Annotated in this window: 24 protein-coding genes and 2 tRNA genes; 12 read left to right on the plus strand and 14 right to left on the minus strand. The window is 68.5% G+C overall.

Annotated features, from left to right (window positions below; all coding sequences use genetic code 11):
• Together VFL28_07220 and VFL28_07225 are read right to left on the minus strand one after the other, a co-directional pair.
• Window positions 1–1,168: ATP-binding cassette domain-containing protein (locus VFL28_07220; protein ID HET7264442.1), on the minus strand; the 1,168-nt coding region annotated here is incomplete at its 3' end.
• A gap of 64 nt (window positions 1,169–1,232) precedes the next feature.
• Window positions 1,233–2,435 carry a BMP family ABC transporter substrate-binding protein gene (locus VFL28_07225; GenBank protein HET7264443.1) on the minus strand — a complete coding sequence of 401 codons (1,203 nt, stop codon included), beginning with the start codon at window positions 2,433–2,435 and terminating at the stop codon, window positions 1,233–1,235.
• A 229-nt stretch (window positions 2,436–2,664) separates the two neighbouring features.
• Between VFL28_07225 and VFL28_07230 the strand changes: the two genes are divergently transcribed.
• Window positions 2,665–3,603 (plus strand): glycerophosphodiester phosphodiesterase family protein, encoded by a 939-nt coding sequence (locus VFL28_07230; protein ID HET7264444.1) that lies wholly within the window; start codon window positions 2,665–2,667, stop codon window positions 3,601–3,603.
• A gap of 158 nt (window positions 3,604–3,761) precedes the next feature.
• On the opposite strand, the gene VFL28_07235 is transcribed toward VFL28_07230, so the two are convergent.
• The gene (locus tag VFL28_07235) at window positions 3,762–4,835 is read right to left on the minus strand and encodes a transposase (protein HET7264445.1); all 1,074 of its coding nucleotides are present in this window, start codon (window positions 4,833–4,835) and stop codon (window positions 3,762–3,764) included.
• 225 nt (window positions 4,836–5,060) lie between these two features.
• On the opposite strand from VFL28_07235, the gene VFL28_07240 reads away from it, so the two are divergent.
• Window positions 5,061–5,139 (plus strand) — tRNA-Asp (locus VFL28_07240).
• A 32-nt stretch (window positions 5,140–5,171) separates the two neighbouring features.
• On the plus strand, window positions 5,172–6,365 hold the full coding sequence (locus VFL28_07245) for a hypothetical protein (protein HET7264446.1): 1,194 nt from the start codon (window positions 5,172–5,174) through the stop codon (window positions 6,363–6,365).
• 4 nt (window positions 6,366–6,369) lie between these two features.
• Here the strand turns inward: VFL28_07245 and VFL28_07250 are convergent, their stop codons facing one another.
• Genes VFL28_07250 through VFL28_07280 form a run of 7 tightly spaced genes read right to left on the minus strand, consistent with a single transcriptional unit; the run spans window position 6,370 to window position 14,487 of the window.
• On the minus strand, window positions 6,370–7,611 hold the full coding sequence (locus VFL28_07250) for an AMP-binding protein (GenBank protein HET7264447.1): 1,242 nt from the start codon (window positions 7,609–7,611) through the stop codon (window positions 6,370–6,372).
• Window positions 7,599–8,408, minus strand: coding sequence for an ABC transporter ATP-binding protein (locus VFL28_07255; GenBank protein HET7264448.1), 810 nt, complete (start codon window positions 8,406–8,408; stop codon window positions 7,599–7,601). The genes VFL28_07250 and VFL28_07255 overlap by 13 nt, the downstream gene beginning before the upstream one ends.
• Before the next feature lie 19 nt (window positions 8,409–8,427).
• Complete coding sequence (locus VFL28_07260) at window positions 8,428–9,729, minus strand: ABC transporter substrate-binding protein (protein HET7264449.1); 1,302 nt, start codon at window positions 9,727–9,729, stop codon at window positions 8,428–8,430.
• Between the two features lie 25 nt (window positions 9,730–9,754).
• Window positions 9,755–10,822 (minus strand): branched-chain amino acid ABC transporter permease, encoded by a 1,068-nt coding sequence (locus VFL28_07265; protein ID HET7264450.1) that lies wholly within the window; start codon window positions 10,820–10,822, stop codon window positions 9,755–9,757.
• An 11-nt stretch (window positions 10,823–10,833) separates the two neighbouring features.
• Window positions 10,834–11,724: a branched-chain amino acid ABC transporter permease gene (locus VFL28_07270; protein HET7264451.1), complete on the minus strand. Its 891-nt coding sequence runs from the start codon at window positions 11,722–11,724 to the stop codon at window positions 10,834–10,836.
• A gap of 1 nt (window position 11,725) precedes the next feature.
• A complete protein-coding gene (locus VFL28_07275) occupies window positions 11,726–13,681 on the minus strand; it encodes an AMP-binding protein (protein HET7264452.1) in 1,956 nt (651 codons plus the stop codon).
• On the minus strand, window positions 13,681–14,487 hold the full coding sequence (locus VFL28_07280; GenBank protein ID HET7264453.1) for an ABC transporter ATP-binding protein: 807 nt from the start codon (window positions 14,485–14,487) through the stop codon (window positions 13,681–13,683). Before VFL28_07280 ends, VFL28_07275 begins: the two co-directional genes overlap by 1 nt.
• A gap of 247 nt (window positions 14,488–14,734) precedes the next feature.
• Here VFL28_07280 and VFL28_07285 point away from each other — a divergent pair, with 247 nt between their 5' ends.
• On the plus strand, window positions 14,735–15,967 hold the full coding sequence (locus tag VFL28_07285; GenBank protein ID HET7264454.1) for a copper amine oxidase N-terminal domain-containing protein: 1,233 nt from the start codon (window positions 14,735–14,737) through the stop codon (window positions 15,965–15,967).
• Window positions 15,968–16,075: 108 nt separating this feature from the next.
• Here the strand turns inward: VFL28_07285 and VFL28_07290 are convergent, their stop codons facing one another.
• Window positions 16,076–16,345, minus strand: coding sequence for a hypothetical protein (locus VFL28_07290; GenBank protein HET7264455.1), 270 nt, complete (start codon window positions 16,343–16,345; stop codon window positions 16,076–16,078).
• Between the two features lie 108 nt (window positions 16,346–16,453).
• On the opposite strand from VFL28_07290, the gene VFL28_07295 reads away from it, so the two are divergent.
• Window positions 16,454–16,529, plus strand: a tRNA-Phe gene (locus tag VFL28_07295).
• A gap of 27 nt (window positions 16,530–16,556) precedes the next feature.
• Here the strand turns inward: VFL28_07295 and VFL28_07300 are convergent.
• Window positions 16,557–17,711: a tyrosine-type recombinase/integrase gene (locus VFL28_07300; GenBank protein ID HET7264456.1), complete on the minus strand. Its 1,155-nt coding sequence runs from the start codon at window positions 17,709–17,711 to the stop codon at window positions 16,557–16,559.
• Between the two features lie 46 nt (window positions 17,712–17,757).
• Between VFL28_07300 and VFL28_07305 the strand changes: the two genes are divergently transcribed.
• Window positions 17,758–17,895 (plus strand): hypothetical protein, encoded by a 138-nt coding sequence (locus tag VFL28_07305; GenBank protein ID HET7264457.1) that lies wholly within the window; start codon window positions 17,758–17,760, stop codon window positions 17,893–17,895.
• 12 nt (window positions 17,896–17,907) lie between these two features.
• On the opposite strand, the gene VFL28_07310 is transcribed toward VFL28_07305, so the two are convergent.
• Together VFL28_07310 and VFL28_07315 are read right to left on the minus strand one after the other, a co-directional pair.
• The gene (locus tag VFL28_07310; GenBank protein HET7264458.1) at window positions 17,908–18,132 is read right to left on the minus strand and encodes a helix-turn-helix domain-containing protein; all 225 of its coding nucleotides are present in this window, start codon (window positions 18,130–18,132) and stop codon (window positions 17,908–17,910) included.
• 375 nt (window positions 18,133–18,507) lie between these two features.
• Window positions 18,508–19,032, minus strand: coding sequence for a hypothetical protein (locus tag VFL28_07315; GenBank protein HET7264459.1), 525 nt, complete (start codon window positions 19,030–19,032; stop codon window positions 18,508–18,510).
• 255 nt (window positions 19,033–19,287) lie between these two features.
• Here VFL28_07315 and VFL28_07320 point away from each other — a divergent pair, with 255 nt between their 5' ends.
• The 6 genes from VFL28_07320 (at window position 19,288) to VFL28_07345 (ending at window position 25,982) form a co-directional block, all read left to right on the plus strand.
• Window positions 19,288–19,707, plus strand: coding sequence for a hypothetical protein (locus VFL28_07320; GenBank protein ID HET7264460.1), 420 nt, complete (start codon window positions 19,288–19,290; stop codon window positions 19,705–19,707).
• Window positions 19,708–19,710: 3 nt separating this feature from the next.
• Window positions 19,711–22,938 (plus strand): MobF family relaxase, encoded by a 3,228-nt coding sequence (gene mobF, locus VFL28_07325; GenBank protein ID HET7264461.1) that lies wholly within the window; start codon window positions 19,711–19,713, stop codon window positions 22,936–22,938.
• Between the two features lie 267 nt (window positions 22,939–23,205).
• The gene (locus VFL28_07330) at window positions 23,206–23,613 is read left to right on the plus strand and encodes a hypothetical protein (GenBank protein HET7264462.1); all 408 of its coding nucleotides are present in this window, start codon (window positions 23,206–23,208) and stop codon (window positions 23,611–23,613) included.
• 44 nt (window positions 23,614–23,657) lie between these two features.
• Window positions 23,658–25,274 carry a type IV secretion system DNA-binding domain-containing protein gene (locus tag VFL28_07335; protein ID HET7264463.1) on the plus strand — a complete coding sequence of 539 codons (1,617 nt, stop codon included), beginning with the start codon at window positions 23,658–23,660 and terminating at the stop codon, window positions 25,272–25,274.
• 89 nt (window positions 25,275–25,363) lie between these two features.
• Window positions 25,364–25,591, plus strand: coding sequence for a hypothetical protein (locus VFL28_07340; protein HET7264464.1), 228 nt, complete (start codon window positions 25,364–25,366; stop codon window positions 25,589–25,591).
• A 79-nt stretch (window positions 25,592–25,670) separates the two neighbouring features.
• Window positions 25,671–25,982 (plus strand): hypothetical protein, encoded by a 312-nt coding sequence (locus VFL28_07345; GenBank protein ID HET7264465.1) that lies wholly within the window; start codon window positions 25,671–25,673, stop codon window positions 25,980–25,982.
• The last annotated feature ends 125 nt before the right edge of the window (window positions 25,983–26,107 follow it).

Consider the following 26,107-nt stretch of genomic DNA (forward strand, 5'->3'; position numbering starts at 1 on the left):
CGGAGAGCGCGCGCACGTCCGTGTCGGGCGTGCCGCGGATGCTGAACTCCCGGATGCGGCGGGCCGCCGCCGCCGCGGCGCGCGCGCGGTCGACGAACATCGAGCGGCGCGGCTCCGCGATGGCGGCGTGCTCGGCGAGCGTAAGCCCCGGCACGAGGCCTTCGCCGAGGCGTCCGGCTGGAACGTACGCCGTGCCGGCCGCGAGAAAGCGCGCGTAAGGCCGGCCGCTCAGGTCCTGTCCCGCGATCCGGATGCGGCCGGCGGTCGGCGGCGTGAGCCCGGCGCACGCGTTGAGGACCAGCCGCTGGCCGCTGCCTTCGAGGCCCGCGAAGCCGACGACCTCGCCGCCCGAGACTCGCAGCGTGACGTGCTCGAGCGTTATCAGTGTGTCGCCGACGGTGAGCCCGTCCACCTCCAGCACAGGCGGCCCGGTCGAAATCCGCGGCCGCGCTGCCCGCGGCAAGTCGCGGCCGAACATCAGGCGAACGAGCGTCGCCGTGTCGCACGGCATCGGCGCCCCGCCGGCGACGCGGCCGTGCCGCAGCACCGTCACGCGATCGCAGAGTTCCTGGACTTCTTCGAGCTTGTGGGAGACGAAGAACACGACGTTGCCCTGCCCGGCGAGCGCGCGCAGTGCCGCGAACAACAGCGTGCGCTGCGACGCGGAGATCGCCGTCGTCGGTTCGTCGAGGATCAGCACCCGGACGCCCAGCCACAAGAGGCGCACGATCTCGAGCTGCTGCCGCTCGGCGACGGTCAGGTGGCCGCACGGCGCGTCCGGATCGAGCGTGAAACCGAACGCCGCGGCGAGGTCGCGGAGCGCGCGACGGGCCCGCCGGCGCTCGGGCACGAATCCCGTCGGCGCGCCGAGCAGGAAGTTGTCGAGGACCTTCAGCGACGGGAAGTCGAGCGGGTCCTGGTGAACCATGCCGATGTGCGCGCGGATCGCGTCCGACGCCGAGCCGATCCGCGCCGGCGATCCGTCGAGGAGGATCTCGCCCGAGTCCGGCGCGAGCGCGCCGGACAGGATTTTCATCAGGGTGCTCTTGCCGGCGCCGTTCTCCCCGAGCACCCCGTGAATCGAGCCTTCGGCCGCCGCGAGCGTGATACCGTCGTTGGCGCGGACCGCGCCGAACGACTTCCGGATCTCCCTCAGTTCGACGCGCATGCGGGTGTACGTGGTGACGGGTCGGGGAGGCGGGGCTGCGCCCGCCCCCCCGGCCCGGGCGTGACTACTTACTGGGCCCGGCCATGCCCTGAAGCAGCTGCGGCATGTACCACACTTGCAGATCGGTCGCGACTCTTCCGGACTCGAGGTACACGGACCCGTCGGCGAGGCGCAGGGGGCCCTTCCAAAGCACAACCGCCCCGAGGCCCATGTTCCTCACCAAGGTGTTGAGGCGCGCGGCGGCCGACGCGCCCAGCGCCGGCCCCTTCTCGAAGCCGACCGCCGACGTGTCCGGGTCGTTGATGTTCTTCCAGTTCGGACCGTTCCAGTCCCAGTACTGACGGTAGGTGCCGGCCCACACCATCCGGATCGCCTTGACGTACGCCGGACCCCAGTTGAAGTAGGGGACGCCCAGGCACACGCTCGGCGCCTCCGAGCAGGCGTGCTGGTAGTCGTACGGGACGGCCCAGACGCGCTTACCGGCCTTCGCCTGCTTGTTGGCCTCCACCAGCGCTTCGGTCGTGTCGATCCCGGAAATGACCACGTCGTGGCCGGTGTTGAAGAAATCGTCCGCGACCTTCGTCGGATCAAGCGTTTGGCCCGGGATGTTGAACCAGAACCCGATCCATGTCACTTTGAACGTTAGGGTGGCCGGCGGCCGGTGGAGATAGGTGGTCCAGCAGTAGCGCGCGCCGAGGTACGCGGAGTCGGCCAGCCGGCGCGTTTCGTCGTTGGCGAGCGGTCCGAGGAAACCGACCTTGCCGGTGCGCGTGGTCAGCGCGGCCGCACACCCGCCGAGCATCTTCATGTATTCCATGCGGCCCATGAAGTTGCTCTCGTTCGACGGGGCCTTGTAGTCCCGGCCGTTCTTCCAGGCGTGGTCGCCGGAGACGTTGATGATCGGCAGTTGCGGATGCACTTTGGCCGCTTCCAGGGTGCCATCCTTGAAGTCGTCCGACGTCGTGATGACGAGGCGCGCGCCCTTGGAGAGGAGATCGTCGACGACCTGCGGGACCGTGACCCCGGGCTTGGCCGCGGGGTTGACGTTGTCCACGTAGATCATTCTGGCGCCGTTGACCTTGCGCTCCGCGAACTGCCCGGCGGTGTAATGGGCTTCGCTCCACCCGTGGTCGTTGCGCGGTCCGACCAGCACGAGGCCGAACGGAATCGCCGCGGCGCCGGCCGACACCGGAGCCGATCCACCCGGAGCGAGCGTGAGGCCGCCGAACAGCGCGAATACCAGGACGCACGCGGAAACTCTCCACATGATGGCGGATATCGCTCCTTCCAGTTTGAGGGATGAAGTCAGGCTAGGGCACGCTTCGTCGGCCGGCGTTGAAGTTCCCGGCGAGAGCGGCTTTCTCTTGCAGGCAGGAAGTGGCGGGCGTTCGACGGAACGCTGTCGGCGCGGAGTGGATCAACTCCGCGGCCGGGGGGGCGCAAGAATGAGGTCCGCGCGTGCTTCGCTTCGACCGCGCCGGCGTGCGGGTCGGACCGTGACGGCGCCGCCGCGGGGCCACTTGCCGTACCGGGGAGGCAACGTCCTTCTCAAGTACCACCGGCTCCTCAGCGGGCTCCACCCTCATCCGCCCAACTCCGTAGCGGCGCTGCGCCGCGTGCTGGCCGACGGGGCCGAGGTCGTGGAATTCGACGTTGGCCTTACGCGGGACGAGAAATTTGTGTTGATCCACGATCCGCTGCTGGAGCGTGAGACCAGCGGCCGCGGTCCGCTTCGCGGAGTGACCGAGGCCCAGTTCAGAACGCTGCGTCTTCGCGGCAGCGGCGAGCCGGCTGCGACGCTCGCCGATGCCGTGGGGGTGTTGCGCGAGGTGGACCGGCCGGTGAAGGTGCAGGTCGACCTCAAGGAAGCGGCGCCGGTGTCCTCCGAGACCGCGGCGGCGCTGCTCCGGGCGATCGCGCCGATGCGTGACCGCTCCCGCCTTTCGGTGGTCGTCGGCTGCATGGGCGACTGGAACCTGCGTCTGCTGCGCCGGCTCGATTCCGGCCTGGCCGTGGGGCTGGACTTTGGATACTATCTCGACGCGCCGGTCGACGGCGGCGCCAGGCTCCCCACGCGAGTCAACGCGTACGGATACCTGGACGATCATCCACTCGGGTACCGCCGGCTAATGTCCGTACGGGCGTATCTCGAGGACCGCATGGACGTGCTGCTCGGTCTGGTGCCGGGCGCCCGCGAAGTGTACGTGCGCAAGGAGTTTCTGCTCCAAGCGCTGGCGGACGGCGTCAATCCGGTCGCGTTCGTCCACGACCGCACCCCGGGAGCGCTGGTGGATGTCTGGACGTTGCACGCGGACGAGCCGGAGATCGATCGCCTGCTGCTCACGGTTCTGGACTCGGGCGCCGACCAGATCACCAGCTCCGACTCGGCGCGGCTCGCGGCGATCTTTGCGGCGATGAGCGGCAGTACGATCTAGACCAATACGGTCGCGTGTTGCCTCAAAAGTCCTGGTCACCGAAGTAGGGGGTGATGCCTCAAAATGGTGGTCACCCAGGCTCCGTCTGCGAGGCCCTTGTCCTAGTCTTGCCTGCGGCCGGCGCGGACGGATGCGTCGCCGTCTTGCCCTCACGAGACTCATGGGCCGGTCCTCCTCCCGTCGGCGAGTTTCCAGAGGGCGTCGAGGCGGGTTTGGAGATCCGCGCGCAACCGGAGGGGATTGAGGCCCTGATACTGGGCGGTGAGCGCGGCACGGCGCTCTGAGGTGAGGACGCCGCTGGCCAGCAGCCGACGGTAGGGCGTCTGCGCGCGATCATAGCGCTTGACCACCCGGGCGCCGTGGCGTTCTTTGGAGACCAATTTGCGGATGGGCTGAAAGAAGTTCACATAGAGCCGCAGCCACTCGTGCACCGCCTGCAGCGCGGCGAACGCCGCGCGGGAGCGGTAGCGGTCGTAGCCGATGTACCGGCGGAGGACCGCGCCGTTCCGCTGTTCGACATAGGCTTGGTCGTTCTTGCGGTAGGGACGGCCGCGGGTGAAGGCGATGCGCTTCTCGCGACACCACGGGATAAGGAGATGGTTGAGGAACTCGCTGCCGTTGTCGGTGTGCAGGCTGAGCAAGGGCATCGGCAGGGCGAGCCGGACGGCTTGCATGGCGCCACCGACGCGCTCGTGGCCCTTGCCCCATACGGCCTGGAGCTCGGTCCAGCCGGTGGCGACGTCGATGGCGAGGAGCGAGGTGAGGAAGAAGTCGTGGCCGCTGGCCCCGCAATGCGCCAGCAAATCGGCCTGCAGATGGCCGGGGAGCACATTGGTCCATTCCCCGAAGGTGCGCAGGGGGACTTGGGCCCGCAGGGCGGCGAGGCTGGGGCTCGTCGTTGCGAGGCCGTGGCGTCGGTACTGCCGCCGCACGGGGCCCAAGAGCCGATCGATGGTGGCGGGGCTGATGCGCAGGAGGGCCCGGCGCTGGTCTGCCGCGAGGGACACCTCCTCGTGCCGTTCCAGGGTCTCGAGCAGTTCCGGGAGGAAGGGCGCCAAGCGCTTGGAGCACAGATAGTCGCTGGCTTCCCACACCTGCTCCAAGACGGGCCGCAAGGTGGTCAGATACATTCGCGGGCGGCCGGCCCGGCGACGCGCGCGTTTAGGCCGGTGCCGCAGCAGCCGGATCACGACCTTGCGATCCCGATGGGTGACCCGGCAGAACTCATCCAACAGCCGACTCTTGTCACGGCGAGATGCCAGGCGATAGCGAGGACGAAGGGATGCGGCGTATTCGCGTACGCTAAGAGGACCCACGTTGCCTCCTGGGCGCCGGTGACCGGCATTTTGAGGCAACGGTTCGCGCTTCGGTGTCGATAATTTTGAGGCACTTCGGTCGGTTGACAGCGAGTCGCGCCGGCCCTACCATGACTCATGGCGGGAGTGCCGCTGTTGCGCGGGGGCGTGGTGTAGCCTGGTTTAACACACCTGCCTGTCACGCAGGAGATCGCGGGTTCAAATCCCGTCGCTCCCGCCATCCTTCGGTGAGCCCTCTGTGAGCGTCTGAGCATGCGTGCGTCGTCGGTGGCGGGATGGAGCATTCTTGCCGTCGGCACCCACGCCGCGATCCTAGCGGCGCCGCTGCTGGGCCTCGGGCAGTTCGGTCAGTTTGGGATCGCCGCGTTTCACGACGTGCGCATCTATTTCGATTACGGCTCGCGCGTCCTCGCCGGCGGCGTCCCGTACCGCGACTATCCGGTCGAGTACCCGCCGCTGGCACTGATCCTGTTCGTGCTTCCGCGCCTCGCGGCATCCCGATTCGTTCCGTACCCGATGCTGTTCGCCGCGGAGATGCTGATCTTCGATGCGGCGGCGGTGGCGCTGCTGGCGCGCCGCACGGCCGCGCGGGAAGGCGCGCGCGAGGTGCCGCTCCGGCTCGCCTGGTACACCGCGGCGTTCGGCGCCCTGTATCCCGTGATCGGGACCCGCTACGATCTCGCACCGGCCGTGATCGCCTTCGCCGGGGCGCTCGCGTGGTTCGGGGAGCGGCCCGCGGCGGGCGGGCTGCTGACCGCCGCGGGGACGCTGCTCAAGATCTTTCCGGCGGTGGTCGCCGCCTTCGGCGCGATCGCCGATCTTCGCGCGGCGCGCACGGCTCGGGCGGTACTCATCTTTGCCGGGGCGATGCTTGCAGCCGGGGCCGCGTGGTTCGTCCTCGGCGGCGCGGCCTCGGTCATGTATCACATTGGACGCGGGCTCCAGATCGAAACGGTCTGGGCCGGGGCGCTGTTGCTGGCCGACAAGGCGCTCGGGGTCACGCCCGCGTGGCGCTACAGCCGCATGTCGGTCGAGCTCGTCGCTCCCGGATCGTCGTCCTTCGCGGCACTCGCGATCCCTGCGCAGGTCGCGCTGGCCGGTGCGGTGGTGTGGCGGTTCGCGCGGTCGGAACTCGGCGACCCGCTGCGGTACGCGACGGCGGCGGTACTCGCGCTCGTCGTCGCGGGGAAGGTGCTGTCGCCGCAGTACCTCGTCTGGCTGCTGCCGTTCGTGTCGGCCCTCGGCGGCGCGGCCGGCCGGTCCGCGCGTCCGCTCTTCCTGGCCGCGTGCGTCGCGACGGGCGTGGAGTACATGGCGTCGCGGCAACTTGCGGCGTTCGAGCTGTGGGCAATCCTGGCCCTGAACGTTCGGAACGCGCTGCTCGTGGCGCTCCTGATCCCTCTCCTGCGGCGGCTTCCTGAACCCGAAGCAAAGCGATCCGAGTAACGCCTTAAGACCAGCGTCGCTCGTCGACCAGCACATGCTCCGCGCCGGCCAGCGTTCCGGGCGCCACGAACTCCACCGTCGTACGGAGCCGTGTCGCATCCTGGACCGAGGCGGCGATCCGGCGGGCGAGTGTCTCGTCCGCTCGGTCCGACTCGAGCCGGGCGATCAGGTCGTCCTGGTGGCCCGTCCGGCGGACGACGAACTGGTATCGCGGCGCTTCCGGGTGCCGCGCCATCGCCGCCCGAAGCGTGGTGGGGTGCACGAAAAGGCCGCGCACCTTCACGGCGTCGCCCGTCCGCCCGAGAATGCCGCGAAGGCGCTGCGCGCCCCGCCCGCACGGGCAGGCCGCGCCGGTAAAGACCGACAGGTCGCCGGTGGCGAGCCGGAGCAGCGGGTAGGTGGGATCGAGGACCGTGACGGCGATCTCGCCTGGATCCTCCGGTCCCACCGGGGCGCCGGTCGCGGGATCGACAAGCTCCACGATGCATCGCTCGCCGAGGTGGAGTCCCGCGGTGTGCACGCATTCGTACGCGATGATGCCGCAGTCCGCGGTCGCGTAGGCCTGCTGCGTGCGGATACCGGCTGAGACGAAGCGCTCCCGCAGCGACTGGGGCAACGGCTCCCCGGAGACGAACGCCACCTCGACCGCCATCGCGACGCGGAGCTCGGCGGTCTTGTCGAGCAGGCTCGCAAGGAAGCTCGGCGTGCCGGTGTAGCCGGTCGCCCGCAGGTGGGCCGCGGCGCGGCACTGGATCTCGGCGTTGCCGGTGCCGCCGGGGATCACGGCGGCACCCAGCGCGAGCAGCCCGCCCTCCATGATCGAGCCGGCCGGCGTCAGATGGTAGGAGAATGAGTTGAGGACGACGTCGCCCGCGCGGACACCGGCGGCGTGCAGCGCGGGCGCACAGCCCCACGGATCGACCGGGGGGCCCTCGGGTTCGTAGATCGGTCCGGGCGACGCGAACAGCTTCCGGGTTGACTCCCGCGCGGCCCAGCCGCCGAACGGGGGGAACGCGGCCTGCTCGGCGGGCAACGCCTCCTTGCGGAGGAGCGGAACCCGGCGGAGCGCGTCGAGCGTGGGCACGCCGTTGAGGAGTCCCGCGCGTTCAGCGGCCCGGCGGGCGGCGGGCGCGGAGGTCTCGGCAAGCACGTCGCCCAGCCGGCGCAGTTGACGCGCCAGGCGGATCTCCGGCGCGTCGGCTTCTTCGGGAGAGTAGAACGAGTCGGCGCGCGTCAGGAGAGCCACCGTTTCCGGCGGCGGTAGTGCTTCACTTCGCGATAGCTGCGGCGCTCACCCGCGCCGGAGAGGCCGAGGTAGAACTCCTTGATGTCCTCGTTCGCGCGGAGCGCCGCCGCCGTGCCGTCGAGGGCGACCCGTCCGTTTTCGAGCACGTAGCCGTACTCGACGATCTCCAGCGCCCGCGCCGCATTCTGCTCCGCGAGCAATATGGCCACACGCTCCTCGCGATTGAGCCGCGCGATGATGTCGAAGATCTCGCGGACCAGAAGGGGCGCGAGCCCCATCGACGGCTCGTCCAGCAGCATGAGGCGCGGCCGCGCCATGAGCGCCCGGCCGATCGCCATCATCTGCTGCTCGCCCCCGGAGATGTAGCCCGCGCGCACCCGCCGCCGCTCGGCGAGGCGCGGGAAGTACTCGTAGACGGTGTCGAGGTCCCGCCGCACCGCGGCCCCGTCGCGGCGAACGTAGGCGCCCGTCAGCAGGTTCTCCTCGACGGTCAGGTGCTCGAACGCCCGGCGCCCTTCCATCACCTGCACGACGCCGCGGCGGACGATCTCCGCGGGGTCGCACGTGTCGAGGCGGCTTCCGGCGAACCCGATCGTGCCGCGGGTCACCGCTCCGCGCTCGACGCGCAAGAGGTTCGAGATCGCCTTGAGCGTCGTGCTCTTGCCCGCGCCGTTGGCCCCGAGGAGGGCGACCATGCCCCCCTCGGGGACCGCGATCGAGACGCCTTTGAGCACGAGAATCACACGGTCGTACACGACCTCGATGTTGTTGATGTCGAGCAGCGGCGCCTGGGACACGTCGAGCGTGGCGGCCCGCCTAGTGTTTCTGGTTGCGGTACTCGGCCGCCGACTTCGCGATCTGCGCGCGGACCAAGTCGGCGTACGGCTGCCAGAGCCCGGGGATGCGGACCCACTTCTGGCCGTCCCAGCGCTGGAAGTACGCGCTGGACACGCCGCCGTGATCGTCCGCCGTGAGCGTCACCGGCGGGATCATGCCGGTGAGGCCCAGTTCACGCAGCCGCGCTTCGGTGAAGGTCAGGTGCTCCAAGCCCCAGCGCACCTTCTCGCCGGTTACCGGCAGGCCGAATTGTTTGATGGCGTTGTGCACCGCCTCCGCGAACACGGCGGCCTCGATCACGCCGCGATTGTAGTAGACGGTGCCGACCCGGGCCTCGTCGATGTTGCCCTTCCCGTTCTTGTAGACGGTCGAGAGGATCGACTGGATCACCGGGAAGTTGCGGCCGACGCCGGTGAAGTTCGCGCTGACGTAGTTTTTGGACAGATCCGCGGCCGGCCGGACGTCCTCCTCGGAGCCGCACCACCAGACGCCCATGAATTTGTCGATCGGGAACGCGACCTGGCGCATCGCGGTAAACGGCACGGTGCACGACTGGCCGAAGTTCCACTGAATCACGTAGTCTGCCCGGTACCGGCGGGCCATATCGACCCAGGCCGCGCTCTGCTCGAGGCCCGGCGCCGGCAGCGGGAAGTTGCGGAACTCGAACCCGAACTTCGCCGCGAGATCCTGGAACATCGGGATCGGCTCGCGGCCGTACGGAATGTCGAGGTGCAGCAGGGCGATGCGCTTGCCTTTGAGCTTGTCCTCACCGCCGACCGCGGCGGCGATGTACCGGATGAAGCTCGACGCCTGGCTCCAGTAATTGCCGAGGACCGGGAAGATCCACGGGAACGTCTTGCCGTCGGTCGCGTCCGACCGGCCGTAGCCGATCGTCACCATGGGAATCTTGTCTGCGATCGAGCGGTCGACGAGCGCGTAGGTGATTCCGGTGCTGGACGGCCAGACCACCACCATGTCTTTCTTCGTGCGCTCGTAGCACTCGACGCCGCGCGCGGTATCGTAGGCGTCCTCGCACTCGCTCCACTGGAACTTGACGCCGTCCAGTCCGCCCCGCGCGTTCAACAGGGCGAGGTAGTCTTCGCGCCCGCCGGCAAACCCGCTGCCGCCGGCCGCGTACGGTCCGGTCCGGTAGATCGGCTGCGGGACGTTCACCACATTGCCCATCGAGGCGCCCGGCGCCGGCCCGGAGGCCACGCTCAACGCCAGGATGACCGCGAATGCCGCCGTGGCGGAGCCCCACCACACACGTCGCGTTCTCATCGAGATCCCTCCTCGCGAGATGTCGTTAGTACGGGAACGGCCAGAGCCGCAGGTAGTCTTTGATCGTTTTCCAGAGCCGCGCGAGCCCGAGCGGCTCGAGCACCAGAAACAGGACGATCATCGTGCCGAAGATCAGATCTTCCAGGCTGGAGATGAGGCTGTTGGCCGCACCGCCGCCGGTCAGCGTGCCGGCCTGATGAACCGTCACGCTCACGAGAATCGGCAAGAGCGTCACGAAGCCGGCCCCGAGGAACGAGCCGACGATGCTGCCCATGCCGCCGATGATCACCATGCCGAGAATGCGGACGGAGTTGACGAGGTCGAACTCCTCGATGTTCGCCGAGCCGTACCAGGAGAAAACGACCAGCGCGCCCGCCACGCCGGCGTAAAAGGCGGCGACGACGAACGCGAGCACCTTGTACTTCAGCAGGCGGATGCCGATGATCTCCGCGGCGACGTCGCGATCGCGGATCGCCATCCACGCGCGGCCGATCCGGCTGCGCGTCAGGTTCATCCCGAAGACCGTGAGCAGCGCCACGACGGCGAGCGCGAGGTAGTATTGCCGCAGCGCGCTGTCGAGGACGAGCCCGCCGACGCGCACCGTCGGCGTGTTGATCGTGGCGAAGACGCCGCCGCTGATCCACGGCACGTGCTGGATCGTCCACGTGATGATGAACTGCGCGGCGAGCGTGGCCACCGCGAGATAGAACCCTTTGATCCGCAAGGAGGGCGTGCCGGCGACCGCGCCCACGGCGGCGGCGATGCATCCCGCCCCGAGGAGCGCGAGCGGCAGCGGCACCCCGTACCGTCCGTAGAGGATCACGCCCGCGTAGGCGCCCACGGCCATGAACGCCGCGTGGCCGAGCGACAAGAGGCCGGCGTAGCCGGTGAGGAAGTTGAGCCCGAGCGTGGCCAGGGAGAAGACGAGGAACGGGATGAGGATGCCGCGCAGCCAGTACGTCCCGAGGAGCGGCGGCAGCAGTATCGCCGCCGCTACGAGCGCCGCCGTGCCGAGCCGATCCGCGGGCAGCGGAAAGAGCGCCGCGTCCTCGGCGTAGGTCGTGCGGTAGACCCCGCACTCGCGGTAGAGCATCCCGGCGCGCCCTAGACGCGCTCGATGACCGGCCGTCCGAACAGTCCGTACGGCCGCACCATCAGGAAGATGAGCGCCACGAGATACGGGAAGATGTCCTGCAGGCCGCCCCCGACGAGCGGCCCGATGAACCCTTCGGCGAGGCTCTCCGTCGCGCCGACGATCAGCCCTCCGATGATCGCTCCGGGGATGCTGTCGATGCCGCCGATGATGAGCACCGGCAGTGCCTTGAGGGCGATCAGCGAGACCGCGAAGCCCACGCCGATGCGGTTGCCCCAGAGGATGCCGGCCGCGATCGCGACGAGGCCGGAAAGAGTCCATGCCACGACCCACACCCGGCGCAGCGCGATGCCGACCGACATCGCGGCCTCGTGGTCGTCGGCGACCGCGCGCAGCCCGAGGCCGAGTTTCGTCCGCTGGAAGAACCAGATCAGCGCGCCGACGATGATCGCGACCGCGCCGGCGGCGACCAGGTCGACGCGGTTGATGAGAATGCCGGCGGTCTGGATCGGCTCGGGGGAGATGCCGAGCGAGAGGCGGTGCGGCTCGGTGCCCCACAGCGCCTGCGCGAGACCGCCGAGGGCGAACGTCACGCCGAGCGTCGACATCGCGAGCGCAAGCGGCGGCCGGCCCGCGAGCGGCCGGAGGGCGAAGCGTTCGATCACGACGGCGAGCGCGCTCATGAGCACCACGACGAACAGCAGGCTGATCGGCCACCCCAGGCGCGGCAGGACGCTCACGAGCGCGAGCGCGGCGAAGAACGTCATCGCGCCCTGGGCGAAGTTGAAGACGTCGGATGCCTTGTAGATCAGCACGAAGCCGAGCGCGACCATCGCGTACAGGACGCCGACGAGCAGGCCGCTTACCAGCAGTTCCAGGCCGTAGCCGAGATCGCCGGACACGTCAGGCCCGGACGGCGGCCGCCGCGGGGACGCCGTCGGGTTCGATCGTATGGAGGCGCAGGGATCGGGAGACCTGGGCCTCCCGCCCGTCCTCGTAGCGCACGGCGGCGCGCACCTCAACCTCCGCCGCGCCCCGATCGTACAGCGCCTCGATGATCGGCGCGTACTTCTCGCCGATGAAGCGGCGGCGCACCTTGCGCGTGCGGGTGATCTCGGCGTCGTCCGGGTCCAGCTCTTTGTGCAGGACGATGAAACGCCGCACCCGCAGCGGCGGGGCGAGCAGCGCGTTCACCCGGCGGACCTCGTCCGCCACGAGCGCAGCGACGCGCGCGTTCTGGGAGAGGTCGGTGTAGCCGGAGTAGGCGACCTGGCGCCGCTGGGCCCAGTTCCCGACCACGTCCGGATCGATGTTGAGCATGGCGACCACGTAGGGGCGTCCGTGCCCGACGGCGACCGCCTCTTTAATGTAGGGACTGAATTTCAGCTTGTTTTCGACGTACTGGGGCGCGAAGACCGTGCCGTCTTCGAGGTGCGAGACATCCTTCGCCCGGTCCAGGATCACGAGGTGCCCGTCCGGGTCGAGCAGACCCGCGTCGCCGGTGCGGAGCCATCCGTCGCGCAGGGCGTCGGCGGTCGCCGCCGGATCGCGGAAGTAGCCGGAGAACAGGCCCGGTGATGCGATCAGCACTTCACCGTGCTCGTCGATGCGCAGCTCGACGCCCGGGATCGGCGGGCCGACCGTGTCCAGTTTGACCTGGTCGCCCGGCTGGACGGTCGCCGGCGTGCTGCACTCCGTCATCCCGTAAAGCTGGGTGAGGTTCACGCCGATCCCGCGGAAAAACTCGAGCACCTCGGGCGCGATCGGAGCCCCGCCGGTGATGGCGACGCGGATCCGGCGCAGGCCGAGTTGGTCGCGGAGCGCTCCGTAGACGAGCGGCTCCCCGAGCGCGCAGCGCAGCCGGTCGGCCGCTGAGATGCCGCCCCCCTGGAGAGCGGCGCGTGCCTTTCGCATCGCCGCCGCGACGAGCCGGCGCGCGACGCCGCGCTTCAGCCAGTCGGCGTCCTCGATCTTCACCTGGCACTGTGCGAGAAGGCTCTCCCAGATCCGGGGCGGGGCGAAGGTCACCGTCGGGCCGATCTCGCGAAAGTCGGCGCGGACGGTTTCCGCGCTCTCCGGGCAGTTGATGGTCGCGCCGGTCAGCATCGCGACCACGACGGAGAAGAACGTGTCGCCCACCCAGGCCATCGGCAGGTAGGCCAGCATCTGGTCGGACGGCCCCACCGGCACCACCTGAAGGAAGCTCTTGCCGGTGGCGATCAGCGCACGGTGCGACAACATGACGCCTTTCGACGCCCCCGTCGTCCCGGAGGTGTAGCTGATCAGCGCGGTGTCCTCCGGGTCGAGCCGCGCGACGAGCGCGCGGAACGCCGCGCGGCCGCCGCCGTCGGCCTCCCGGCCCATCGCGAAGACGCTGTCAAGGCGCCGCAGGCTCGGTTCGGTGTAGTGGCGGAGACCCTTCGGGTCTTCGTACAGGATGTGCTCGAGGGCCGGCAACTCGTCGCGCACTTCCAGGATTTTGTCGACCTGTTCCTGGTCTTCGGCCACCACTAGCCGTGCACCGGCGTGGGCGATCGCGTACCGCAGCTCCGCCGCGGTGGCGTCCTGGTACACGGGCACGGGAATGCCGGCGAGCGTCTGGGCGGCCAGCAGCGCCCAGTAGAGCTCCGGCCGGTTGTCGCCAACGATCGCGAGGCGGTCGCCGCGTCCAAAGTCGAGCCGCGCCAGCCCCGCGGCGAGTGCCTGCACGCGGTCGAGGCTCTCGGCCCACGTGTAAGACTGCCAGATGCCGTATTCTTTCTCGCGGATCGCGACGCGCCGGCCGTGCTCCTGCGCGTGGGCCAGCAGCATCGCCGGCAGCGTCGTCGCCGTTTGCCGTTCCGGCGCGCCCGCCGCCATTACCGCACCGCCCCCGGGATCGCGGCCGGCGCCTCCCCGAGGTAGGCGCGCAGTACCTCCGCGTTGGTGCGGACCTCGTCCGGCACCCCTTCGGCGATCTTCCGGCCGTGGTCCAGCACGACGACGCGGTGCGAGATGTCCATCACGACCCCCATGTCGTGTTCGATCAAGACGATGGCCGGCGCCCATTCGTCGGCGATGTCGAGGATGAACCGGACCATGTCCTCCTTCTCCTCGCGGTTCATCCCGGTCATCGGCTCGTCGAGCAGGAGCACCGTCGGCTCCGCCGCCAGCGCGCGTCCGAGGTCCACCCGCTTGCGCAGGCCGTAGGGCAGCGTCCCCGCGGGCGCACGGCGGATATGCGAGATCTCGAGGAAGTCGATGATGCGCTCGACGGCTACGCGGTGCCGCAACTCTTCGCGCTCGCCCCACCCCCAGTAGATCCCGGAGGCCAGCACGCCGTTGCGCATATGGATGTGCCGGCCTACAAGGATGTTCTCGAGGACGGTCATGCCGCCGAACAGCGAGACGTTCTGGAACGTTCGGGCGACGCCGCGGCGCGCGACCTCGTCGGGCGACCGGCCCGTGATGTCCCGTCCGTCGAGGACAACCTTCCCGGCGCGCGGCCGGTAGACGCCGCTGATCGTGTTAAGCAGGGTGGTCTTCCCGGCGCCGTTCGGCCCGATGAGCGCGAGGATTTCGCCGCTCCGGACCTCCATGCCAACGCCCGAGAGGGCGGTCACGCCGCCGAATCGGACGTGGACGTTCTCCGCTCGAAGCCTGGGCCCGCGGTCCCCGTTGAGCATGACGGCTCCGCGTCAATGGTGTCACGGCGCGTTCGCCGCACCGCGCGGCGACTCCTGCGCTGTGGACCCGGCGGCGCACGGCGCGCGTCGATACACCGGTGTTACAGGATTAGGCGGGGTTAGGCTGAGCCGGGCCCCGGGTATTGTTCAGTGTGAGCGCCCGGGGCCGTACCCCCGGAGGTTGTGTGTACCCGACCGAGACGGTACATACGCGCTCCATATAAAGGAAGGTGGGGGTCTGAATGAAATGAGTAGCCAGCGGATCCTTTGCGTCGTCCTGGCGCTTGTCGCCGCGCTCTCGATCGCGGCCCCGCTACCCGCGGGCGCCCAGGGCATGATCCGGGTGTTCGTTGATGGGCGGCCGGTCAACTTCGACGTGCCGCCGCAGACAATTCAAGGACGCGTCCTCGTGCCGCTGCGCGGCATCTTTGAGCAGCTGGGCGCGACCGTCGATTACGACGCGGCGAGCCAGCACATCGTCGCGATCCGCGGCGGCCAGACGGTTGAACTGACCGTCGGCTCGCGGCAAGCCCACGTCAACAACTCGCCGACGCTGCTCGACGTGCCGGCGTTCACGATCAACGGCCGCACGATGGTGCCGCTGCGGTTCATCAGCGAATCACTCGGCGCCGGCGTGCAGTGGATCGCCGCCAACTCGACGATCTTGATCAACAGCGGCGGCGGCACACCGACCGCGGCCGCGCCTCCTGTCGTGCCGTCGGGTCAGGTCACGGGCCGTCTAATGGCCGTGACGACCGGGCAGAATCCGCAAATCGTCGTGCGGGCGAACGGGCAGGACTACACGTATGCCGTGACGCCGGAGACCGCGATCTACCGGTACAACGCGGAGAACAGCGCGGGCGGCTCGGCGGCGCTCGGCGCGTTAAAGACCGGCGACCGCGTCGTCGTCGATGCCAGCGGGAACCAGGCGACGAAGATCACGGCGAGCTACCGGCTCTCTCCGGCCGGCCGGATCGCCCACGTCAATACGGGCAACCGGACAGTGACGTTGGCGAACGGCACGACCTACGTGGTGCTGCCCGACGCCCAGATCGCGCTCAACGGACAGCCCGCAGACTTCGGCGCGATCCAGAACGGCCGCGCCGCCCGATTCTACGTCGTGCAGGGCACGAACCAGGCCTATCAGGTGGCGGTGACGACGCCGCAGAGCTCCGCGCCGGTGCCGGCCGCGCTCACCGTCCCGACGATTACGTCGCCGGGCAACGGCTCCCGCGTGGGCTCCAGCATCATCGTGCAGGGGCAGGCGCAGCCCGGCGCGCTGGTCGTCGTGACGGCGCAACCCAGGCTCCTCGGACAGACGGTCCGTGTCCAGACGACGGCCAACGCCAACGGGGCGTGGCAGGTCCCGCTGAACTTCAACTCGATTCCGATCGCGGCGATGCCGTACGTGGTGAGCGCGGCGCAGATCGTGAACGGTGCGCAGTCCGACTCCGCGAGCATCGAGGTGAACGTCCAATAGCCCCTCGACCGGGCCGGTCCACGGACTGAGTCCGGCCGCGATTCGCAAGGAAGATGAAGCGGGCGGGTCCATTCGGACCCGCCCCTTTGTTTCTCGGTCGCGAAGACGCTACATGGCCTTTTGCAGGTTCTCCTGCGCGACTTCCTTGCTGAGCGCGCGAATGGCGGAGGTTACCGCGCGACGCGCGCCCTCGTGATCCTGCAGCGAGTCTGCGGGAATCTCCGCCGTATGCATGTGCGTGCCGCGGGAGAACTCCACCGCGATTACGCCGCTCCTCGGCTCGGTGACCGCGCCGACGCCGATGTCGTCGCGTCCCGAGCCCGCCACTGCTTCTTCGAGAACCCGCCGGTACTGTTCGAGCGCCTTATTGTTCAACATCGCTCCCTACCTCCATTCCCCGGTGGGACGTATTTACCCGCGCGCCCTAGCCTTGCCGCTGCGGGACGGGGTGGGCTATACTCGGAGGCGGCCCGTAAGCGTGTTCGTGCCGGGGTAGCTCAGGTGGTAGAGCAGGGGACTGAAAATCCCCGTGTCGGCGGTTCGACTCCGTCCCCCGGCACCATATTTTTCAACGTTTCTGAACGAGGGTTCACCGCGCAGAGAGCCCCGATTTCGTTAGCCAGTCATTAGCCGCCGCCGCCGCCTGTTCTTGAGCCGCGAGCGCCGGATGGACGTAGGTGTCGAGCGTGAACGACACTTTGCTGTGGCCGAGCCGGTCGGCGATGGTCCGCGCGTCTACGCCGGCCACGGCAAGCTGCGTGCCGTGGAAGTGCCGGAGGTCGTGGAGGCGGCTGTGCGGCAGGCCGAGCCTGCGGAGACGCGGCGTGTGGTCGCGGTTCCAGAGGTTACTGGGGTTGAGCGGACGGCCCTTGGGTCCGACAAACAGCAGCCCGCTATCGCGGTACTTCGGGCCGAGCATGAGCCGTTGCGCTTTCTTCCACAGGAGCGCGGCGCGGATCACATCGGCGGCGACGTCAGACAACACGATCGTGCGCCGTCCCCGTCCCGTCTTCGGCGGCCCATAAACGGGATTCCGGCCGGCGCGGACGAGCTGCTGATGAACGGACAGTAGAGGTGGTCGATGCGCCAGGTCGGCGGCCACCTCCCGCAGCCCCAGCAGCTCGCCCAGGCGCAGGCCGCCGGTGGCCGCGGTGACGTGGAGCGCGTATACCGCCGGCGTCGCGGTTGTTCGCGCGTCTGCCAGGTAAGCAACAGTTTGCTCGGGACTGAACACTGTCGGCTCGTACTCGGCGACGGGCGGCGGCGTCGTGTTGTCCGCGGGGTTGCGAACGATCAGCCCTTGCCTGGTGGCGTCGCGGAGGGCGACGTGCAGGACTGCGGCGGCCTGGTGCGCAGTTGTCGTGCTCAAACCGCGCTCGGAGATCATCGTCGTATAGAAGTGCTGGATGGCCGCCGGTGCAAGCCGGGCAAGCGGAATGTGCCCCAGCCCTGGGATGATGTGGCAGCGCAGGAGCTCTTCGTAACGGTCGGCCGTTTGCTCACGAATCTTGCCTAGGACTACGCGCTGCTCATGCCAGGTACGGAGGTAGTCACCTGTGCGAAGCCGTGGGGAACCGTAAGGTCCGACACCGCTGCTGAAGGCCGGGGAATGCGCGAGTGCAAGCCTGAATTGCTCTGCCTCGGCATGAGTCTTAAAGCCGCCGAACCATCGTTGACGCTGCTTCTTCGTTTGGGCATCGAGGCCCGCGTAGCAGACGACAGCCCATTTCTTGCGGTGTTTCACAACGCAGGTACCCGACAAGCTCCACCCCCCTCTAACCGATGACGGAATGAAGGGGAGGGTTCCGGGACGCGGCGTCGGCCTCCTGGGGCAGCGCGGCTTCGTGGGCACCTACGCCACCCGGGCGGGTCTGCGAGCGTCCGGCGAGGGCAGTATGACCTGGTTCGTGATCACCCGCGCCTGGTAAAGGGCGGCTCTTCTACTCAGCGCCCTTTTCCTGTCGAGCGATGTGCGCTTGCGCGAGATCTTTGGCTCCGATTCCGCCGTTGGCGATGAACGTGTCCAGCGCGTCTTCGGGGAATCTCACCAAGGGGCCAATGCGCACGGAGGGAAGCTTGCCGCAGCGAGCGAGACGCCAGACGTGGCGCTTGGAGATGCGCAGGCGGTGCGCGACTTCCGCAGCGATCAGGAGGCGCGTAGTCATGGGCTCTCTACCTGGTGACGCGGGACACGGCGTGTCCGGAGTGAAGGGGCGAAACGCATTACACTGGCGGCGTTGTTGTCGATGTCTCTTTGTGCGTGACGCGGGGAGAAATGCCGAGGGCAGTCCAAAGAGGCGGACTGCCCTCGTTATCCGCCGAGCCTAACCCGGCGGCATCGGCTCCGCAGGCCTAACCTGCGCAGGCGATGGGTGGCACCGGCGCTAAGCCGGTATTCGCTGCGACACGACGTCGAGGATCGACTGCGCGAGTGTTTCCAGTGTGCTGTCGTCGAGCACGATCACGCGCCAGCGGCCCTTGATGGCCCATGTCCTCGTCCTCAGTCACCGCTCGTACTGGATCTGGTCCGCGGCCCAACGTCATATCCGCCCGACCGCATCCTTGGCCCGCGCGAAAGTCTTGCGCGCTAGGTCGTACGCTTTGGTGACATCGTCGCCGGTCTGCCGGATGCCATAGCGCCCTTTGTTGCGGCTGATGTATCGCTCGGTCTCCGCGAGGTCCTCCTCCTCGAACGTGTTCGCCGCGCCGGCGCGAGCACGCTGACGGAGGTCCCGCGCGCGGTCTTCGAGAGCCCTGAGTCCCTCGGGGGTGATTGTCTCCAGGCCATCGTTCGCGCAGGCGGTTATATGCATGTCCTCGTGGTCATCGCGGTTTAAGCGCTGACCGTTGTCGTCCAGAGCGCGCCGCCGCCGCTTCCCCGCGCGGCCCGGCCGCACCGCGGCGACCGAGTCCGGGTCAGCGACGACTTCGGTGTCCGTCAATGAGCCGAAATGCATCAGTTTGAGCAGCCGGGGCAAGTCACTGTCGATCGCGAGCGCGAACAGCTTCTTGCCTTGGACGTAGATCTGCCGCATCCGCGGAGCAATGAGCACGATGTAGTCCATTCGGTCGTCATCTCCTTTCTCCCGGCTGTTTTGATGGCGCCGTCGGCCTGCCGGGCCCTGGCGGTGTCCGTTCATTATAGCGCGTCCACGGGAGCCGGACATCGGGTGTCCCGCATACACGGGTAGGAGGTGGTGAAATATGCGCAATCAGGTTCTCTTTCTCGCGGCGTTCGTGGCCGCGGTCATGGTCGCAATGATCTCGGCGGTGTCGATCACAACGGTGTGGGCGGTCAGTTCGCCGGCGGGTCAGTAAACGTGCGTCGCGCGGTCGGGCTGTTTCTGTCGCTCTGGGCCGTCAGCGCCGCTGGCCTGATTACCCAGGCGTATCTGTCGACGACGCCGCTCCAGCGCTACTACTGGCGCGCCGAGGCCGAGGCCGAACTCGGGGCGCATGTCCGCATACCGAGCCTGAACATTTCTCAGTTGGCGGCCGAGCCGTCTGTTGCGGTGGTGCTCCGGGATGGCGGCGGTGCCTGGCGGTGGTTCGCGTTGCCGGCCACCGAAGTGCGCAGGGATCTGGCCGCTGTTTTCCCTGCACCGCTGCTCTCCGGGCTTCTCTGGCTTCCGGCCATCGCGGCAGGTGAAGCGCTTGTACTGTACGGCATAGTGCTCGGGTTGGCGCGGTCGATCGCGGCGCGCGAGCATAGGACGTATCCCGCACCGTCGGGGAGGTAGGTATTGCTGTCCAATCACGATGGCGGCAACCTGGGCGCGGGCGGTAAGAACGCTGTGGGCATGGAGCGATATTATCACGACACGACGATCGCGGATCGCGAGAGCCTGCGTATGGGGTCGATTCCGGAGGGAATGAGCGCGGGGATCACCTACGCGTTCGGGCCCCACGCTCCTGCCGATCTCAAAGACGGCATGCGGCTCACGCGTCAGGACGTCGTCGATTTGCTACGCGGCGAATGGCGCGGGCGGTCCGTCCAAAACGCGCACGTTGAAACCAGGTTCATGGGCTGGGACATGACGTTCTCGGACATCAAAGGGCTATCTCTGGTGCTGGCCATGGCCGATCCGCCGACCCGTGCCGTGCTCGACGAGATCCGCCGGGAGGCGGCGCTCAAGGTGCTGCGTGATGTGGCGGTTCCGGAAATGTATAGCCGCGCCGGGCATGGTGGCTACGAGCATATCCCGGTGTCGGTGCCGGTGGTGATCTACGAACAGCACTTATCTCGTGCGTCTGATCCGCAGACACATCTGCACTGCATCGTGCCGTCGTTCGGTTGGGGGGCCGACGGCCGCGCGCACACGGTCGAGTTTCACGAGGTGTACAAGAGCAAACTCGCGATCGGCCAGGCGTACCGCGTGGAGGTCGCGCGGCTCGTGGAAGAGCGCCTGGGGCTCCGCGTATACCGCGATGAGCAAGGTGAGTTGCACGTCAAAGGCGTCTCCAGAGAGTTGGAGGCGCTGTTCAGCAAGCGCCGCGGGCAGCGGGACGCGGAGTTGCAGAAGCGCCTGGGGCCTGACGCCTGGACCGAGGCGTCGGCCGCGCAGAAGATGGCGGCGACCGTCGCGTCCAGGCCGAAGCACGATCGCGAATATCGCGAAGACTGGGCGCAGCAGGCGCGTGAAGGGGGGCTCCAGGCGGACTGGGACCTGGCTGTGAAGGCGGTCGCCGCGGGACTCCAGGCCAACCGTGATACGCAGCGATTATCCTCCGAGGAGCGTCAGCGGGCGCTCGACCGCGCCGTCGACGAGGCGCGCGTGACAGTCACCATGGGCGGGGTCTCCACCGTCACAGGCAAAGAGGCCGCGGGCTCCGCGGTCGTGGAGCAGCGGCAGTTGCTCGCCGAAACCGCCGCGCGCGCGATTGGCACCGGCGCGTCGCTCGATGAGGTCTGCCAGGCCGTGGACCGCGCCATGGAACGCCGCCAGGTGGTGGTGCACGCGGCCGGGGAGACGCCGCTCTCGGCGAAGGTGACGACGCCGGAGATGAAGGCGCTGGAGCAGCGGCTTCGGTCGCACTGGCGAGAGCTCCTGGACAGTCCCGGCCATGGCGTTTCCCCCGAGCACGTCCAGCAGGCGATCCGGGAATGGGAGACCGCGAACCCCGGCAAGACGCTCTCCCCGGAGCAGGTTGCGGCGGTCACGGCCATGACGGCCGACCGCGGAGCTGGGTTGGTCGAAGGGCTCGCTGGGACCGGCAAAACCGAGGCGCTCGCTGTTGTGCGCCGCGCCTACGAGCTCGCCCGGTATCGTGTGATCGGCGAGTCCTACTCGGGCGCCGCAGCGTCGGAGCTCCAAAAGTCCGCGGGGATCGCGAGTCGGACTACGGCGCTCGCCGAGGTCCACGGGCGCCGCCTGGACGCGAAGACCGTGGTGGTGATGGACGAGGCGGCGCGCGCCACGTCGCCGCAGCTTGCGCGGCTTGCCGCTGATGTGAAAGAGGTCGGCGCGAAGGTCATCCTGGTTGGTGATCCTCGCCAGCTCCAGCCGATTGGGCCGGGCACTGCATTTCCTCACCTGGCCCGCGATGTACACGATCGCGCGCCGGAGGCCAGCGCCACGATCCAGGAGATCCGGCGGCAGGAGAAGGCCGTTCCCGAGGTGCGCGAGGTCGCGGAACTGGCCGCTCGCGGGCAGGCTGGCGAGGCCCTGCTGAAGGCCGATGCGCACGGCATGGTGAGCGTCCACGAGGCGACGGACGACATGCGCCAGGCCGTCGCAAGAGAACTGGCGGACAAGATCGCCGAAGGCAAGCGGGCCATGGGGATTACGGCCACCAGAGACGATGCCCGCGCCCTCAACGAGGCCGTTCACAAGGAGCTCCAGCAGCGGGGGCTGGTGAGCAAGGAGGAGCGCCAGTACACCGCGTCCGATAGCCGGTCGGTGACGCTGGCCGAGGGCAGCCGCGCGGCGTTTACGCGGAATGATTACGAACTTGGCGTGCGTAACGGTTGGCGTGGAGAAGTCGTCGGGATCGCCCGGCAGACGGGCACCGTCACCGTGAAACTGGACGATCACGTCTGCACAAACCGCGCCGGCGAGACGATGAATACTGCGGTGCCAGAGGTGCGGTCGGACGGCTCCATGAGGGTGCATTACCGGGACGCCGAGCGCTACGTCTCCGTGCCCGCCGAACAGGTCTCGCGGAGCCTGAGCCTGGATTACGCGCGGACGGCAGATCGGGCGCAAGGGATCACGGTCGACCACGCCGCGGTGGCCGCGCACGCGGACAGCAACCGGTTCGATAGGCAGTGGGGTGCTGTGGCGTTCACGCGCCAACGGGAGACGATCTCTGTCCACGTGTCTACCGAGGGGATGGAGCGTCCGGAGCAGCGGCAAGCGACGTATGAGGGCCCGCATTGGCCACGGGAGCGGCAAGACGAGCGGCGACAAGAGCAGGCCGGTACGAACCCGCTCCGGGAGGCGCGGGAAGAGAGGGCGCAGGCGAAAGAGGCGGTTCAGGAAGCCGGCCAGACGTGGCACGAGAAGGGCGAAGAGCTCAGGCAGGCGCGGCAGGATCTCTGCGACGCCAGAGCCGTCGGTGATGGCCGGGCGGTGGCGGCGGCGAGGGACGCTGTACGGGAGGCGCGTGAGCAAGAGCGTGCCGCACACGCCGACTACCGGGACGCAAAGCAGCACCACCGTGAGGCTCGCGATACCGCTCGCGATGCGTGGGCGGAGGCAAAGTCGGCGGCCGGTGGACAGGGCAAAGAACGGTCGGAGCGCGCTGTCCCGGAGCCGCGGTGGGTGAGCCCGGAGGTGCAGGCCGAGGTCGTCCAGGCCGCGGCGAAGCAGCTTCACCGGGACCGGCCGGGCCAGTCCACACTCGACCATACCGCCGGACGCGACGGCCAGGAGCGCCGTCTGGAGCGTCCCGTCAAGCGCCCGGAGCGCCGGCACGAACGCCCGGATCGCGGGTACGAACAGCACCAGGACTACGGGCTATCGCGATGATGCGGGCCGGCGAAACTGCCTCCACGGCGCCGTTTTCTCCGGCCGAAACGGCCACGTACCTCGGTTACCCGCCACGCTCGAAAGTCGCATTTTCGGTGCCACCACTGGTGGGGCGGGTGTGCGTGATACTTTGCCCGTGTTCTGCCCGTCTCTGTGCCCGTGGTTTGCCCGTGCCGTTGCCCGTGCTCTGCCCATCCGAAATCTGCGGTCGCAGCCTGACCAACGTAGCATCGAGTCGATGACGATCTGTCATACGAGGTGATGTGAGTGGCGATCGAAGAGCGAGAGTCAAGCAAGCACGTAGACGTGACGCTCACGGCAGAGCAACACGCGCGGTTAGTGCGCGACGCGGAGAAGCGAGGCATGACGCTCGCCGGCTACGCTCGACATCGCATGTTCGACGGCGGGCCTGCTGGCGCCGGAGGCGATGCGGAGCGTGTGGCTCAGCTCATCACCAGCGTGGAGGCGAGACTGCGGGAAGATCTGCGGTGCGCGGTGCAAGCGCTCGCGGTCGTGGTGGAGGACGTGCTGCGGCGCTCCGGGCTCGATGGCGCGGAGGTGTTGGGGCACCGCGCGGCGGCGCGCGACGCCGCCGATCTGTTCGAGCAGGTGAGACGCGCCGCTGGAACCGGCGCAGCGGCGGAGGCCGCTGGGAGGGATGAAGATGCGGTTTGATCCCGGTAGCGGCGCAGGCGGTCGTAGCGCGCGGGGGCTGTAGCGTGGACTGGCGGGATTGGGTGAATCGCGGGCTGGAGCGCCTGACGGAAGTCGTCGACCCCGGCACGCCGGTTCACGATGACCACCGCGAGCACCGGCGGGGGGCACAACTGTATCGTGATCGCCGGTCGCACGCGAGTAACGTGGTGCGCGTGCACGATGCCGAACGCAGCATGCTCGCGTGGGAACGGGACTTGCTGCGGAATGATCCGGGTGACGCGCCGGGGGTGCGGTTGCTGGGCAACGGCGGGCTCACGCAGCGGCAGGAAACCGAAGGGATCGCGTTGGTGGGAGCCCAGGGCGTCGGCAAGACGACGATGATGCGCCGGGTGATTCGCCAGGCCATTTCGCGCGGTGATCTGGTCTGCGTGCACGATGCGAAGGGCGAGTATACTCAGTGGCTCAAAGCCGCCCACCCGGCAACAACGGCGCTGCTGGCTCCATGGGATAAGCGCGCGGCGCGGTGGCTGCTCGGCGAGGATCTTCGCACGCGGCTCGATGCGCAGGACGGCGCCGCGACGTTCGTGCCCGACATCCCCGGCGACCGGCAACCGTTCTGGCGGGCAGCCTCACGCGGCGTGCTCGAAGGCGTGCTGCTGGACGAGATCGCGGAGCACCATGGGCGCAGCGCGCTGTGGTCGTGGGGCGACTTGTGGTGCGATTGGTTCGCGCGCGGTCGCCCAGCGACAGTGGCGCGGCTCTCGCGCAGTGCTGAGGGCCGGGCAGCGGCGTCGGTGATCACAGGCAAGGCGGAGAAGGCGAGTTCGGAGGACGTGTGGAGCACGCTCGTCTCGATCATCAACCCGCTCAAGCACCTGGCCGCGGCGTGGCCCGACGCCAATCCGGAGAGGGCAATCTCTGTGCGGGCATGGCTGGCCCGCGCGACGCCGTACCAGGTGGTCATTCTTCCGACCATCGCCGGTTATGAGGAGCTGGGCAAGACGGTCTCGCGCCTGTGGGTGCAACTCATGGCGCGCCAGCTCTTGAGCATGCCGGACAGTCGCGAGCGTCGCGTCTGGGTTGTGCTCGACGAGGTCCCGCGGTTGGGGGAGGTGCCTGCGCTCCTCGAGTTGCAGACGCGTTCGCGCGCAAAGGGTGGACGGATCTGCGTTGGCACCCAGGATGTCGGACAATTGAGGGCGGTCTGGGGACGCGACCGAGCGATGGCGCTGCTGAACGTGGGCACGCTCGTGGTGTTCCGAACGTCCGATCCGGAGCTCGCCGAATGGGCGGCGAAGGCGCTGGGTCGCCGCGAGCTGACCGAATGGCAGCAGTCTCGTGGAGAGCACCACGGTCACGAGGACACCAGGTCTCATAGTTGGACGGCGCACACGCGCGAGGAGTATCTCGTTCTGCCGTCCGAGCTGGCGCAGCTTCCGCCGCTGGTGGCGTACACTCGCGTGGCCGGCTGGCCGTTCGTCATGCCGTGGTCGTGGTCGACGCCGGCGTCAGATGACCAGCAGACCGCGGTGGTCGAGGAGGCGGACTGGGTCTCGTGCCCGATCGATTTGGACGACAAGGGCGACGGCGCTGGCGGCGCCCCTGTTCCGGGCGGCGGCCGCCGTCAGAGCGGACCGCCGGGTAGACGACGGTTCGATCTCAGCGGTGGGCGTGGGTGATGAGCGGTCCGCCGCGGGGATGGTGGGCATGCACGAGGCCGAGAGGGTGTTGGCGGTGGATATCAAGTGACGGCGAGGAGGTAAAGGTCATGGCGTTGATCGAGGCGCGCAAGAAAGAGCGGGCGAAGGCGGTCTCCGTGCGACTCGCGGAGAGCACGCTCGCGCTCGTCGACGCGTACGCAGAACGGCTCGGCGGCGAGGAGCGCGGGTACGTGATTGAGCAGTTGCTGCTCTACGCGCTGCGGCAGGACAAAGACTTCGCTGCAGAGCACGGCATGGCTGCGGTACGCAGGACGCGCCAGGCGATGGAGGTCTAGTGGTGCAGGTGCTACAGGAGCTGCGGGCACTCTCGGAGCGGCGACAGACAATAGAACTGACCGTTGGGGGGCGAGTGACATGCACGACACGAAGCATGAGAGGATCACGGAGCTGCATTATGCGGTCGAGGACGCGCTCGTCGTACTCGCGGAGCGCGACGGCGGGCCGGGACCGACATACTACTTGTTGCCCTCCGAGGACGTGCGGCGGCTCGTGGTCCGATTGAGCGCGCTGCGTCCCGACGACGTCCTCGAGGCAGTGCTGGGCTGGCTCGCGGAGGCGGCGCGGCATGACGTCAGGAGCTTGGACGGGCCAGTAAACCAGAAGGTGTTCTTCGGCTGGACCCGACAGTTGCGAGAAACGGCCGACGAAATCGACCGTTTGGCCTGAGAGGGCACAGCAGCGGTGACCGACCGGCGCGCTCGCGAGACGCTGCGCGGCGATGTGAGATGCCGCTGCGGCCGGGGCCGCCGCTAGAATGTCTTCTGACGCTCAAAAACATTATCAGGAGTCAG

Source organism: bacterium (genome assembly GCA_035691305.1).
In the GTDB taxonomy this organism is placed as follows: Bacteria; Sysuimicrobiota; Sysuimicrobiia; order Sysuimicrobiales; family Segetimicrobiaceae; genus DASSJF01.